The following is a 12,716-nucleotide window of genomic DNA, read 5'->3' as shown; positions in this document are numbered from 1 at the left end:
CACAACAAGAGTGCCGCCTCACCACAGCGTGGTCACGGGCTCGAATGCGTGAAGCTCCTCATCTGCCGTTACCAGCGTCAGCCCCTCCACCATGGCCTGGGCAGCCAGGATCCGGTCAAAGGGGTCCTTGTGTTCCCAGTCCAACTGGCCGGCGGCCAATGCGTGCGGTGCGGAGATGGACAGCTCAGAGGCGTACAGGTGGGCCACCTGCCGTCCAAAGCTTGCCACTATCGCCGCCCCAGCCGGCAGCTTGCCTTGATGGTGTTTGTAGGACAGTTCGTACGCGGTCATGGGCGACACGTAGACCGAGTTCTCGAGCTTGGTGATGGCGTTCCTGGCTTTGGTGGACAGTTTCCTGGGTTCGGCGAGGGCCCAGAGGAAGACGTGGGTGTCCAGGAGCAGGCGCATCAATGATCCCTGCCTGTCGCTTCACCCATTTCCTCGTCGGTCCACGGGTCATAGAACCCGTCAGGAATTTGAAGGGGCGCCAGGAAGCCCAGCTCGCGTTTGTGGGGGCGCTCGATTTTCACCAGCCGGGCCACCGGACGGCCTGCCTTGGCGATGACCACATCCTCGCCGTTTTCGACGAGGCTCAACAGCTCAGACAGGCGGGTTTTTGCCTCTTGGACGTTGTACTGTCCCATGTTGACCAAGTCTAGTTGGTCAACCTCAGCGGTGTAAGGCTCTGCCCAGTATTCGTTCTCTCCGTAATGGTTCATAGTCCGACGCTATTGCCGCCAGCGCAGGGTGGATAGGCACGGGTGCGCCTATGTGGAAATTACGCCCGTGGAAAATCACGCCCGGGCGATGATCTCACCGTTCGGGATCAGGAACCAGCCGTCGTCTGTGGATCCCCAGCGGTGCCATCCTGCCGAAATCCGGGCCAGGTCCGCTGGATTTGCGAAGCCGTATTCAAGGGCCTGCTCCGCGAAGGCCGAATGCAGCACTCGTTCGCCCCAGACCCGGGCCTGCCATCTCCGTTGTTGCCCGGTGGCATAGAGCCAGTTGCTGCTGGTGGGCGCCACGTTGCTGAAGCCCGCAGACTGGGCCCAGGACACGAGCCGGCGGCCGGCGTCGGGCTCGGCCCCGTTGCGTCGTGCGATCCGCTGGTACAGGTCCATCCATTCGTCCAGCTCAGGGATCGTGGGGTACCAGCTCATGCCGTGGAAGTCGGCGTCGCGCACTGCCACTATGCCGCCCGGCTTCGCTACCCGGCGCATCTCGCGCAGCGCCTCCACCGGGTCGGTCAGGTGCTGGAGCACCTGGTGGGCGTGGACGACGTCGAACGTTTCGTCCTCGAAGTCAAGGTCGTAGATGTTGCCGGCCAGGAACTCCGCATTGGCCACGCCGCGTTCGGCGGCCAGCGCCGTGGCCTGGGCGATGATGTCCGGTGACCGGTCCAGGCCGGTGACCTTTCCGGGCGACACCAGCCCGGCGAAATCGCAGGTGATGCTTCCAGGGCCGCAGCCGACGTCGAGCACTGAAACCCCGGGCGTGAGGTGCGGAATGACAAAGGCCGCGGAGTTCTCCGCGGTCCTGGAAGCGTGGGCGCGGACCACCGACTCGTGGTGGCCGTGCGTGTACACATCGTCGTCAGGCTGCTGCGCACTCATAATGAAACGCTACCCCTCCGCAGTGAAAAACAGGCGGAACCGTCCCCGAAGTAGGTGGCACTTAATGTCGTTATGAGCCCTCATGACGACATCTACTGCGACCTACTTGGGCGGAGTGGGCGAGGCGGGGCCGCCGTCGGACGTTTCCTCACGGGCCGCGATGGTGGCGTCCACCATGGCGGCCATGAACCGGCTGACCAGCTCCAGCTCTTCGGGCGAGAAACCCGCCATGGCGGCACCCATGTGGCGCGAAAGCGGCATAAAAATGGCGCTGCCGTCCTGGAAGGCCTTGGGTGTCATGCGCAACTGGACCTGCCTCCGGTCCGGGCCGAGGCGCTCCCTCACCACATGCCCTGAACTGTCCAGCCGGTCGATAAGCGCGGTGGTGGCGGGCGAGCTGAGGTTGAGTTCCCTGCGCAGGATGCCCGGCGTGACCACGAGGCCCTTGGCGGTGTGCCGCATGATCACTGCCAGCGCGTTGAGGTCCGTGCGGTGCATGTCGTTGCGGCCGCCGGCAGTGTCCACATACCTGTTGGCCTCCAGCGTGAAGTCCTGGAGCAGGCGGACCAGGGCAAAGGGTGCGGAGTCGGGTGGGCGCTGGAACGCTTCGTCCGTCATGTTCCGCCCTCCTCCGCTCGCTTGCCACGTCCTGTGATCTTGCCTGGTGCCCTGACGGATATTACTGCAGCGATGCCAGCTGCGTAGGTTCAAACAGAAAACCAATTTATTTCCATGGTGGAGATACTCTAGGATGGAACCAAGTGTACCCCGGCCACCCAAGCGAAGCAGGAATCATGAAATCAAGTCCCCAGCACAGCGCGAAGGTTCCGTTCTGGCTTCGCTGGCTGCTTCCCGTGTTCCTGGTGCTCACGTGGCTGGCCATCGCCGGTGTGGGTGGACCCACGTTCGGCCGGCTCGACGAGGTCTCCTCGAACGACCAGGCCTCGTTCCTGCCGGCGAGCGCCGAGGCCACCGCGGTCCAGGACTGGCAGGCAAAGTTCCGCGATTCAGACGAAGTGCCGGCGGTCATCGTCATCGAAAACGACGCCGCCATCAGCCCCTCGGAGCTTGGCGAACTGGCATCCCTGAAGGCTGGGCTCGAGGGCCTGGAGCTGGGCAGCGCGGTGATCGGCCCCATCCCGTCCGAGGACGGGAAAGCGGTCCAGTTCATTGCCCCGATCGGGTCCTCCGGCGAGCTTAAGGAATCCGTCCAGGAGTTGCGGGACTTCCTGGCGGATTCCGCCCCCGCAGGCATGCAGACCTTCGTCACCGGACCCGCGGGCCTGACCGCAGATCTGGTCGCCGCCTTCGCCGGCATTGACGGCATCCTGCTGCTGGTGGCACTCGGCGCGGTCTTCCTGATCCTATTGATCGTCTACCGTTCGCTCCTGCTGCCCATCGCCGTGCTGCTTACCTCGGTTTTTGCGCTCTGTGCCGCCATCCTGCTGGTGTTCGGCATGGCAAAGCTCGGCTGGATCCAGCTGAGCGGCCAAAGCCAAGGCATCCTGTCCATCTTGGTGATCGGCGCGGCCACGGACTATGCCCTGCTGTACGTGGCGCGGTTCCGCGAGGCCCTGACCCACACACGCAACCGGACGGAAGCGGTGCTGACGGCGTGGAAGGCGTCGTTCGAGCCGATCCTGGCTTCCGGCGCCACTGTCATCATTGCCTTGCTCTGCCTGCTGTTCTCGGACCTGAACTCCAACAAGGCGCTGGGCCCCGTTGCGGCTGCGGGCATCCTCTGTTCGCTCTTCGCCGCGCTGACCCTCCTGCCCGCCCTGATGGCACTTTTGGGCCGGGCCGCGTTCTGGCCGCTCCGCCCCAGGCTGGTTCCGGCGGGCGAGCGCGAGCCCGAGCTGGTCACCGGCCTGGAAGGGCAGAAGGGCATCTGGCGGGCCACCGGTTCGCTGGTCTCCCGCCGCCCGCGCACGGTCTGGGTCGCGTCGGTCCTCCTCCTGCTGGTGGCTTCGGCGGGGGTGCTGCAGCTGAAGGCCAACGGCGTGCCGCAGACCGAGGTCATTCTCACCGCGTCGAATGCGGTGGACGGCCAGGACGCGCTGGCGCGGCATTTCGACGCCGGCAGCGGCAGCCCCGCCGTCGTCATCGCGGACGAAAGTAAAGCCGATGAAGTGCTGGCAAAGGTCAAAGCGGCCGACGGCGTGGGGGACGCCTACCTCCTGGCTGAAGGCAGGCTGCCGATCACCGGCGCCCCCGGGACTCCCAGCGAGCCTGACGTCCACGACGGCAAGGTGCTGATCAACGCCACGCTCAACTACGCCGCGGATTCCATTGAGGCGGAGGATGCGGTCAAGGCGCTGCGCGAGGAGGCAAAAACGGTCGACGCCGGCGCGTTGGTTGGCGGCGTGACCGCCACTGCGCTGGACACCAACACCACCGCCCAGCGCGACCTGGTGATCATCATCCCGATCGTGCTGGCGGTCATCCTGCTCATCCTGATGCTGCTGCTGCGATCAGTCTTGGCGCCGGTCCTGCTGGTGCTCTCCGTGGTGCTGTCGTACGGCGCGGCCATGGGCGTTTCGACCGTGGTCTTCAACAGCCTGCTCGGATTCCCCGGCGCCGACGCCACCGTACCCCTGTTCGGGTTTGTGTTCCTGGTTGCCCTGGGTGTGGACTACAACATCTTCCTGATGAGCCGGGTGCGGGAAGAGTCGCTGAAGCACGGGACCCGGCCGGGCATCCTTCGCGGACTCGGCGTGACTGGCGGAGTGATCACTTCGGCCGGCGTGGTGCTGGCCGCCACGTTCGCCGCACTGAGCGTCATCCCCATCATGTTCCTGGTGCAGCTGGCCTTCATTGTGTCGTTCGGCGTACTGCTGGACACCGTGCTGGTGCGCTCGCTGCTGGTCCCTGCGCTGGCGTACGACATCGGCCCGCGCATCTGGTGGCCCGGCAAGCTGGGCCGGACGGAGCTGGATGCCGCGGTGCGGCGGGAGGTTGGCCCGGCCGAGCCCGGCCTTCATCCCGCGTCAGAGACTGCCAGCCGCCGCTAGGGCACCTAGCACTGTGCGCGCCACCAGGCCACCGTGGCAGCGGCGGCCTCGCGCAGAGGTGTCGGGCGGATCCCAAGTGCGGTCTCGCTGGCGGCAGATTCCATCACAAACGGCCGCTCGAACTGGTAGAGCATTTCGGCAACTTCGCGGAAGTCTTTCGAGAACACACCCATGGTCCGGAGCGCCCAGCCCGGAATGGCTCCAAGCTTCGGCGCCTGCACTCCGCCAGTCTCGGTGAACGCTGTGGCCAGCTGCCGCTGCGTGACTGCCGGACCCGTGGGCGCGTGCCACACCCTGTTCCACAGCGACGGCGTCGCCGCGGCGTGGATCATCGCGGCGGCCAGGTCCGGGACGTACGTGAATGAATGGGGCTGATCGGCGCTCCCGATGACCCAGACTTTCTTGCCGGCCAGGACGGCGGGGACCACGCGCTCTCCGGCATGTGAGGTTCGCACCCGAGGGCCAAAGAAATCGCCGGCAACCACGCTGACGGTGTTGGTCGGAGAGGCGTCCCGCGCCTTGAGCAGCGCGGTGCGGACGCCCCGCTTGCCGCCCTCGGCAGTCCGCGGACCCGCCTCGACCATGGGGCGTTCAGGCTCGCTGTACGAGTAAAGGCTCTCGGGAAAAACGACGACGGCGCCTGCCTCGCCTGCTGCGGATAGCACCGTTTGCTCGGCCCGGGGCAGTTCTGCTTGCCACGCGTCCACGGTGTAGGAGGAGCCGTGGATGCAGTGGAAGACGGCGGTGGCGCCCGCGAAGGCGTCCCGCAGCTGGGCGGCATTCTGGACGTCGGCCTTCACCCGTTCCACCAGCGGATGCTTGGGGCCGCTGCCCGAACGGGTGAGGATCCTGACGTTTTTCCCCTGCTCAGCGAGCTGTTCTGCAACTGTCCAGCCCACGGGGCCGGCTCCGGTAACAACGTAGACATCGTTCATGACTTCTCCTCAAGGGATTTCCGCTAGAGAGCGCTGCTCTCCAACAAGCGTGCGCCTTGTCCGGGAGGCCTGTCAAGAGCAGTGCTCTCAATTGTTGACACTGCTCTGATTTGTGCCATGCTGGAGCAATGAATGACCCTGCCGCGGCCGCGGAACCCATCCTTCGGACACCGCGGGAGCGCGCCCGGGCCCAGACCATTGCCGACATCGTCAGGCTGGGCAGGGAGCACCTGGCAACGCAGGGCGCGGCCGCATTGTCCCTCCGCGCCGTGGCAAGGGATCTTGGCGTGGTCTCCTCCGCGGTCTACCGCTACGTGGCCAACCGCGACGAGCTGCTCACGCTGCTTCTGGTGGACGCCTACAGTGAGCTCGGCGACGCCGTGGATGCCGCGGTGAACGCGGTGCCGGTGCGCGACTTCGATGGCAGGTTCAAGGCGCTCGGCCGGGCTGTCAGGGCATGGGCGTTGCGGGAGCCTGCGCGCTACGGCCTGCTATTCGGGAGTCCGGTCCCCGGCTACCAGGCCCCCTCGAGCCAGACCACAACCCCGGGAACGCGCGTGATCTACCGCCTGATCGGCATTCTCGACGGCGCCTACCGGGCAGGTGCGCTGACCGCCACGGCGCGCACCGCCGTCGTACCTTCTGCCCTGTCCGCCGACCTTGAGGCGATCCGCAGTGAACTTGGGCTGGCCATGCCGGACGAACTCCAGGCGAACGGTGCCCTCGTGTGGACGTCGCTCTTCGGGGCCGTGAGTTTTGAGGTTTTTGGCCAATATGGCCCGGATACGTTCCGTGCCCGGGGCGAACTCTTTGAACACCACCTCACTGTCCTCGCGGCGATGGCTGGGCTCGTGCCTGAGGGAAACCCGCGGGACGACCCGAAGTCTGCGGCCACCCCTGTTTAGCCCGCCTCCGGCTGAGTAGACTCCAAATGCGCCCGGATGGACGCGGAGACTCAAAGGAGAGATCACGTCATGAGTGAAAACACCGCACCTGAAGAAGATCGCCGCAAAGGCAGCACCGAGCCCGGGCTGGAGGGTGAAGGTGGCCAGTATGAGGAAGGCGACTACGGCGAGGCCGGCGTCGTGGGCGGGGCGGAGAACCAGCCCCAGGAGGGCGACTATCCCGAAGGTGACTACGGCGAGGCCGGCTCTGTTGACAGCGCCCGTGAGGTGGAAGTGGACGAGGACGAGAACCGGTAGCGGCCGTTCACGCACAGCGAACTACTGCCAGGGACGGGGATTTTCCGCCTGAAATCCCCGGGATTCCGGGGGCTCGCCTGAGGGTGCCGTGACCCAAAAATCCAAAGTTGAGCGTACTCCGCTCAACTTTGGATTGACATCGCTTGTGCCTTGAGTAAAGTTGAGTGCAGAACGCTCAACACGAGCGCCAGCAAGTTTCCAAGGAAAGAAGGAAGCAACACATGTCACGTGCAGTAGGTATCGACCTCGGAACCACCAACTCCGTCGTCTCCGTTCTCGAAGGTGGCGAGCCCACCGTTATTGCCAACGCCGAGGGTGGCCGCACCACGCCGTCCGTCGTTGCATTCTCCAAGTCCGGCGAAGTCCTGGTTGGCGAGATCGCCAAGCGCCAGGCCGTCAACAACATCGACCGCACCATTCATTCCGTCAAGCGCCACATGGGCACTGACTGGAGCGTCGCCATCGATGACAAAAAGTACACGGCGCAGGAAATCTCCGCACGCATCCTGATGAAGCTGAAGAACGATGCCGAGTCCTACCTCGGCGAAAAGGTCACCGACGCCGTCGTCACCGTTCCCGCGTACTTCAACGACGCCCAGCGCCAGGCCACCAAGGAGGCCGGCGAAATCGCAGGCCTCAACGTCCTGCGCATCGTCAACGAGCCCACCGCGGCCGCTCTGGCGTACGGCCTGGACAAGGGCAAGGAAGACGAGCTCATCCTGGTCTTCGACCTCGGCGGCGGAACCTTCGATGTCTCCCTGCTGGAAGTCGGCAAGGATGAAGACAACTTCTCCACCATCCAGGTCCGCTCCACCGCCGGCGACAACCACCTTGGCGGCGACGACTGGGACCAGCGCGTTGTTGATTACCTGCTGAACCAGCTCAAGGTCAAGGGCATTGACCTGTCCAAGGACAAGATCGCCCTGCAGCGCCTGCGTGAAGCCTCGGAGCAGGCCAAGAAGGAACTCTCTTCTTCCAGCAGCACCAACGTTTCGCTCCAGTACCTCTCCGTCACCCCCGATGGCCCGGTCCACCTGGACGAGCAGCTGACCCGCGCCAAGTTCCAGGACCTCACGAAGGACCTGCTGGACCGCACCAAGAAGCCGTTCCAGGACGTCATCAAGGAAGCCGGCATCAAGCTCTCCGAGATCGACCACATCGTCCTCGTGGGCGGTTCCACCCGCATGCCCGCTGTCTACGACCTGGTCAAGGAACTGGCCGGAGGCAAGGAACCGAACAAGGGCGTCAACCCGGATGAAGTTGTAGCCGTTGGCGCAGCACTCCAGGCCGGCGTTCTGAAGGGCGAGCGCAAGGACGTCCTGCTGATCGACGTCACCCCGCTGTCCCTGGGCATCGAAACCAAGGGTGGTGTGATGACGCACCTGATCGAGCGCAACACCGCCATCCCCACGAAGCGGTCCGAGACCTTCACCACGGCTGATGACAACCAGCCGTCCGTGGCCATCCAGGTCTTCCAGGGCGAGCGCGAGTTCACCCGCGACAACAAGCCGCTGGGCACGTTCGAGCTGACCGGCATCGCGCCGGCTCCGCGCGGCGTCCCGCAGGTCGAGGTCACCTTCGACATCGACGCCAACGGCATCGTCCACGTCTCCGCGAAGGACAAGGGCACCGGCAAGGAACAGTCCATGACCATCACCGGTGGCACCGCGCTCTCCAAGGAAGACATTGAGCGCATGGTCAAGGACGCCGAGGAGCACGCAGCCGAGGACAAGGCCCGCCGCGAGGCGACCGACACCCGCAACACCGCGGAGCAGCTCGCTTACTCCGTGGACAAGCTGATCGCCGACAACGCCGACAAGCTGCCCGAAGAGGTCAAGACCGAGGTCAAGGCCGACGTCGACGAGCTCAAGAAGGCCCTCGAAGGCACCGATGACGCAGCCGTGAAGACCGCGTTCGAGAAGCTCCAGGCTTCCCAGTCGAAGCTCGGCGAAGCCATTTACGCCCAGGCCGGTTCGCCGGACGGTGCCGAAGGCGCCGCTGGTGGCGCCCCCGCCGGCGACAAGGCTGCTGATGAGGACATCGTCGACGCCGAGATCATCGACGAAGACGAAGCGAAGAAGTAGCCATGCCGCACCACGGTAACGAGGAAGAGCACAACTCATCCGCGAACCAGGAGCCGATCATCCGGGACAACCGCAAGGTTGACCCGGTGACCGGGCAGGCCCGGCACCCGGAGGGCGAGCAGCCCGCTGCCGAGCCGGTGGGAGAGCCCCTAGTGGGCGAGCCTGTTGGCGGCGAGCTTGGTGACAGGGACGGCGATGCACTCGCCCAGGCCGAGGAAATCCTGAACGGCATCGAGGTGCCGGCCGAGGAATCGGTGGCACAGGGTGCCGGACACGCTGAAGCTGCCGAGCTGAAGAACGATCTCCTCCGCCTCCAGGCTGAATACGTCAACTACCGCAAGCGCGTCGAGCGCGACCGGGCCGTGGCAGGGGAGATGGCTGTTATCGGCGTCCTGAACTCCCTGCTGCCGGTACTGGACGACGTCGATGCTGCCCGCCAGCACGGTGACCTGACCGACGGCCCGTTCGCCGCGATCGCCACCAAGCTGGAGAACGCGCTGAAGACGTACGGCCTGGTCCGCATTGATGAGACCGGAGTGGAGTTCGATCCCACGATCCACGAGGCCCTCATCCAGCAGCCGGGAGAGGACATCGAGGTTGACACCGTCAGCCAGGTCCTCCGCTCCGGCTACCGGTCAGGCGAGCGCGTCCTCCGCGCAGCACAGGTTATCGTCGCAGTTCCTGCGTAGCATTTACCCCATCGAGATGGCAGTTCGCGGCAGTGATTCGCAGGAACATTGCCGCGAACTTCCATCTCGGCACAGAGATTTGAAAGGAAACGCCATTGGCTAGCCAGGATTGGGTGGACAAGGACTTTTACGCGATCCTTGGTATCGCCAAGGACGCTTCCGACGCCGACATCAAGAAGGCCTACCGGAAACTTGCCCGCCAGCACCACCCGGACACCAACTCGGGGGACGCTGCGTCGGAGAAGAAGTTCAAGGACATCTCCGAGGCCTATTCAGTGCTGTCTGATCCGGACGAGCGCCAGCAGTATGACGCCATCCGGGCCATGGGTGGCGGCGCGCGCTTTGCCCCCGGCGGTGCCGGTGCCGGTGCCGGGAACGGCGGCTTCGAGGACATGTTCGGCGGCCTGTTCACCGGCGGCGCGCGGCGCCAGCCCGGCGGGTTCAATACGTCAGGCGGCATCCCGCCCGAGTTTGCTGACCTGTTTGGCGGCGGCGGCTTCGGCGGCCCGACGGGCTTCCAGCGCCCGCCGCAGAAGGGTGCCGACCGTACGGCTACGACCAGCATTTCCTTCTCCGGGTCCATCCGCGGCACCACCATCGGCCTGCGCGAACCCAGCGGTGACGTCATTGACGTCCGCGTTCCCGCCGGCATCAAGGACGGCCAGAAAGTGCGCGTCCGCGGCAAGGGCCAGCCAGGGCCCGCCGGCAACGGCGACCTCATGGTGGCCGTGTCCGTCAAGCCGCACGAGTTTTACACGCGCGACGGCGACAACCTCCGCATCCATGTCCCGGTCACCTTCCCGGAAGCTGCTTTGGGCGCCGACATCCAGGTCCCCACTATCGACGGCGAGACCGTCAAGGTCCGTGTTCCGGCCGGCACGCCTTCGGGGCGTACGCTCCGGGTCAAAGGCCACGGCGTGAAGACCTCCAAGGTCACCGGCGATCTCCTGGTGACCATCGACGTCGCGGTGCCGAAGAACCTGAACAAGGAAGCCGAAGCAGCCGTGAAGGCCTTTGCCGAAGCCACCGCCGACGCCGATGTCCGTGAAGGCCTGGCCGCCAAGGCCCGGCTCTAAGCAACGGAGCAGACCGTGGACATCAGCGCTGACCAGCCGATCTTCGTGATCTCCGTCGCGGCTGAACTGGCGGACATGCACCCGCAGACGCTCCGGCAGTATGACCGGCTGGGCATTGTTTCGCCCAGCCGGGCGCCGGGGAAGTCGCGCCGCTATTCGCAGCGGGACATCAACATGCTGCGCGAAGTCCAGCGGCTGTCCCACGAGGGCGTCTCGCTCGAAGGCATCAAACGGATCCTTGAGCTCGAGAACCAGGTGGCCGCGCTGCAGCGCAGGGTGGGCGAGATGACCGAGGAGCTGGGCCGCCGTCGTGATCCTCTTGATTCGCGGATCTTCGCGGCCGGTGCCGCCGGTGATGTGGTCAGCCTGGCACGGGGCCAGCGCCCCCGTGCGCGCTCCCAAGCCGTGGTGGTCTGGCGGCCCAGGGCGCTGGGCGAATAGTCGCCACTCAGGCAGTCGGCCGACGCATAAATAGCCCTGCCCGCCGCTCGGGTGTTGCGCATAACCGCAGGTGAGACCCGTTTCACGGCGCTGGGCCGGATTATGTCCGGCTACCGGGCCAAAGTTACGCCGCGGCAGGTTTCCCGCAGGTTAACTCTCCCAGGGCCCGTTTTCCCGCGGTTTTCTCCCGCACGCCTGCCGTGCGCCTCAACTCCCGGCCGGCCCGGCGAGCGCCCCGAAACGGTCTCGAAACCAACCGGGCAGGCGCTGAAACAATTCGCTCCTACGTTCATCGCAAGGGGTCACTTCTGACGGACCCCGGAGGCGAGCCGCTGCCCAGCGCAACGGCGGAGTGAGAAGCAGGTACACATGAGGGTTTCGGTCACCAAACGCGCTTTCTATTCCTTGGCGGCAGCCGCCATGGCCACTGTCCTGGCAGGCTGCGGCAGCCAGATCGCGGATCCGGCGTCCGCAGGCTCCACCGCCAGCAGCGGCACTTCCTGTGTGGACACCTCGGGCAGCAGCATCAAAGTCGGGTTCATCAACTCGCTGTCCGGCACCATGGCCATCAGCGAGAGCACCGTCTTCGACTCCCTGTCCCTGGCTGCCGAGGAAATCAACGCTTCCGGCGGTGTCCTGGGCAAGCAGCTCGAGGTCATCAGCGAGGACGGCGCCAGCGAACCGACCAAGTTCGCGGAGCGCGCCGGGAAACTGATCCAGCAGGACTGCGCGGCCGCGGTATTCGGCGGCTGGACCTCCGCGAGCCGCAAGGCGATGCTCCCTGTGTTTGAGGCCAACGACGCGCTGCTGTTCTACCCGGTGCAGTACGAGGGCCTGGAGTCGTCGAAGAACATCTTCTACACCGGCGCCACCACCAACCAGCAGATCATCCCGGCGTTGGACTATCTGGCCGAGCAGGGAACCAAGTCCCTGTTCCTGGTCGGCAGTGACTACGTCTTCCCGCGAACAGCCAACAAAATCATCCAGGCCTACGCCGCGGCCAAGGGCATCGAAGTCCTCGGCGAGGAGTACGCCCCGCTGGGCTCCACGGAATTCTCCACCATCGTCAACAAAGTCCGGGACTCCAAGGCCGACGCGGTCTTCAACACCCTCAACGGCGACAGCAATGTGGCCTTCTTCCGCCAGTACAAGAGCGTTGGCCTGACCGCCGACACCATTCCCGTGGTCTCCGTGTCCATCGCCGAGGAGGAAGTCCCCGGCGTCGGCCTGGACAACGTCGAAGGCCAACTGACTGCCTGGGACTACTACCAGACCCTGGACACGCCAGCCAACAAGAAGTTCGTGGCGGCGTTCAAGTCGAAGTTCGGCACCGAGCGCGTAACGAGCGACCCCATGGAAGCCGCCTACACCTCCCTGTACCTCTGGAAGGCAATCGTGGAGAAGGCGGGATCCTTTGAGGTGGACAAGGTGCAGGCCGCCGCGGACGGGGTGACCTTCGAGGCGCCTGAGGGCCTGGTCACGGTCAACGGGGAGAACAACCACATCACCAAGACCCCCCGCATCGGCAAGATAAACGCGGAGGGCCTGATCGACACGGTGTGGTCATCGCCCGCGGCGGTTGAACCGGATCCGTTCCTGGCCACTTACGACTGGGCCAAGGACCTGACCAAGTAACGGCCGCGGAAACATCGAGGAAAGGCCTGC

Annotated in this window: 13 protein-coding genes; 8 read left to right on the top strand and 5 right to left on the bottom strand. The window is 65.2% G+C overall.

Annotated features, from left to right (window positions below; all coding sequences use genetic code 11):
* Positions 1–18: 18 nt before the first annotated feature.
* The 4 genes from ACX80X_RS04730 to ACX80X_RS04715 form a co-directional block, all read right to left on the bottom strand.
* Positions 19–408 (bottom strand): type II toxin-antitoxin system VapC family toxin, encoded by a 390-nt coding sequence (locus ACX80X_RS04730; protein WP_252599124.1) that lies wholly within the window; start codon positions 406–408, stop codon positions 19–21.
* Positions 408–719: a type II toxin-antitoxin system Phd/YefM family antitoxin gene (locus tag ACX80X_RS04725; protein WP_252599123.1), complete on the bottom strand. Its 312-nt coding sequence runs from the start codon at positions 717–719 to the stop codon at positions 408–410. Before ACX80X_RS04725 ends, ACX80X_RS04730 begins: the two co-directional genes overlap by 1 nt.
* A 75-nt stretch (positions 720–794) precedes the next feature.
* On the bottom strand, positions 795–1,613 hold the full coding sequence (locus tag ACX80X_RS04720) for a methyltransferase domain-containing protein (RefSeq protein WP_252599122.1): 819 nt from the start codon (positions 1,611–1,613) through the stop codon (positions 795–797).
* Between the two features lie 102 nt (positions 1,614–1,715).
* Positions 1,716–2,231, bottom strand: coding sequence for a MarR family winged helix-turn-helix transcriptional regulator (locus tag ACX80X_RS04715; RefSeq protein WP_252599121.1), 516 nt, complete (start codon positions 2,229–2,231; stop codon positions 1,716–1,718).
* Positions 2,232–2,407: 176 nt separating this feature from the next.
* Here ACX80X_RS04715 and ACX80X_RS04710 point away from each other — a divergent pair, with 176 nt between their 5' ends.
* A complete protein-coding gene (locus ACX80X_RS04710) occupies positions 2,408–4,624 on the top strand; it encodes an MMPL family transporter (RefSeq protein ID WP_252599120.1) in 2,217 nt (738 codons plus the stop codon).
* 5 nt (positions 4,625–4,629) lie between these two features.
* On the opposite strand, the gene ACX80X_RS04705 is transcribed toward ACX80X_RS04710, so the two are convergent.
* Entirely contained in the window at positions 4,630–5,559 is a 930-nt protein-coding gene (locus ACX80X_RS04705) for an NAD-dependent epimerase/dehydratase family protein (protein ID WP_252599119.1), read from the bottom strand.
* A gap of 128 nt (positions 5,560–5,687) precedes the next feature.
* On the opposite strand from ACX80X_RS04705, the gene ACX80X_RS04700 reads away from it, so the two are divergent.
* The 7 genes from ACX80X_RS04700 (at position 5,688) to urtA (ending at position 12,686) form a co-directional block, all read left to right on the top strand.
* Positions 5,688–6,464 carry a TetR/AcrR family transcriptional regulator gene (locus tag ACX80X_RS04700; RefSeq protein WP_252599118.1) on the top strand — a complete coding sequence of 259 codons (777 nt, stop codon included), beginning with the start codon at positions 5,688–5,690 and terminating at the stop codon, positions 6,462–6,464.
* A 69-nt stretch (positions 6,465–6,533) separates the two neighbouring features.
* Positions 6,534–6,761, top strand: a complete 228-nt coding sequence (locus ACX80X_RS04695) for a hypothetical protein (protein ID WP_252599116.1) — start codon at positions 6,534–6,536, stop codon at positions 6,759–6,761.
* A gap of 221 nt (positions 6,762–6,982) precedes the next feature.
* Positions 6,983–8,845, top strand: a complete 1,863-nt coding sequence (gene dnaK, locus ACX80X_RS04690) for a molecular chaperone DnaK (protein ID WP_459311371.1) — start codon at positions 6,983–6,985, stop codon at positions 8,843–8,845.
* A 2-nt stretch (positions 8,846–8,847) separates the two neighbouring features.
* Positions 8,848–9,534, top strand: coding sequence for a nucleotide exchange factor GrpE (locus ACX80X_RS04685; protein ID WP_252599114.1), 687 nt, complete (start codon positions 8,848–8,850; stop codon positions 9,532–9,534).
* A 95-nt stretch (positions 9,535–9,629) separates the two neighbouring features.
* The gene (locus tag ACX80X_RS04680) at positions 9,630–10,610 is read left to right on the top strand and encodes a DnaJ C-terminal domain-containing protein (protein ID WP_252599113.1); all 981 of its coding nucleotides are present in this window, start codon (positions 9,630–9,632) and stop codon (positions 10,608–10,610) included.
* 15 nt (positions 10,611–10,625) lie between these two features.
* A complete protein-coding gene (locus ACX80X_RS04675; protein ID WP_308216161.1) occupies positions 10,626–11,051 on the top strand; it encodes a heat shock protein transcriptional repressor HspR in 426 nt (141 codons plus the stop codon).
* 369 nt (positions 11,052–11,420) lie between these two features.
* A complete protein-coding gene (gene urtA / locus ACX80X_RS04670) occupies positions 11,421–12,686 on the top strand; it encodes an urea ABC transporter substrate-binding protein (protein ID WP_459311369.1) in 1,266 nt (421 codons plus the stop codon).
* The last annotated feature ends 30 nt before the right edge of the window (positions 12,687–12,716 follow it).

The sequence above is a fragment of the Pseudarthrobacter sp. MDT3-1 genome, assembly GCF_054510755.1.
Note: the sequence above shows the minus strand (reverse complement) of the source record. Positions and strands in the feature narration are given on the sequence as shown.

Bases quoted from the DNA above. Each gene is read 5' to 3' on its own strand.
- dnaK (WP_459311371.1), top strand. From the start codon at position 6,983: ATGTCACGTGCAGTAGGTATCGACCTCGGAACCACCAACTCCGTCGTC.
- urtA (WP_459311369.1), top strand. From the start codon at position 11,421: ATGAGGGTTTCGGTCACCAAACGCGCTTTCTATTCCTTGGCGGCAGCC.
- ACX80X_RS04710 (WP_252599120.1), top strand. From the start codon at position 2,408: ATGAAATCAAGTCCCCAGCACAGCGCGAAGGTTCCGTTCTGGCTTCGC.
- ACX80X_RS04685 (WP_252599114.1), top strand. From the start codon at position 8,848: ATGCCGCACCACGGTAACGAGGAAGAGCACAACTCATCCGCGAACCAG.
- ACX80X_RS04715 (WP_252599121.1), bottom strand. From the start codon at position 2,231: ATGACGGACGAAGCGTTCCAGCGCCCACCCGACTCCGCACCCTTTGCC.
- ACX80X_RS04725 (WP_252599123.1), bottom strand. From the start codon at position 719: ATGAACCATTACGGAGAGAACGAATACTGGGCAGAGCCTTACACCGCT.
- ACX80X_RS04730 (WP_252599124.1), bottom strand. From the start codon at position 408: ATGCGCCTGCTCCTGGACACCCACGTCTTCCTCTGGGCCCTCGCCGAA.
- ACX80X_RS04695 (WP_252599116.1), top strand. From the start codon at position 6,534: ATGAGTGAAAACACCGCACCTGAAGAAGATCGCCGCAAAGGCAGCACC.
- ACX80X_RS04705 (WP_252599119.1), bottom strand. From the start codon at position 5,559: ATGAACGATGTCTACGTTGTTACCGGAGCCGGCCCCGTGGGCTGGACA.
- ACX80X_RS04720 (WP_252599122.1), bottom strand. From the start codon at position 1,613: ATGAGTGCGCAGCAGCCTGACGACGATGTGTACACGCACGGCCACCAC.
- ACX80X_RS04700 (WP_252599118.1), top strand. From the start codon at position 5,688: ATGAATGACCCTGCCGCGGCCGCGGAACCCATCCTTCGGACACCGCGG.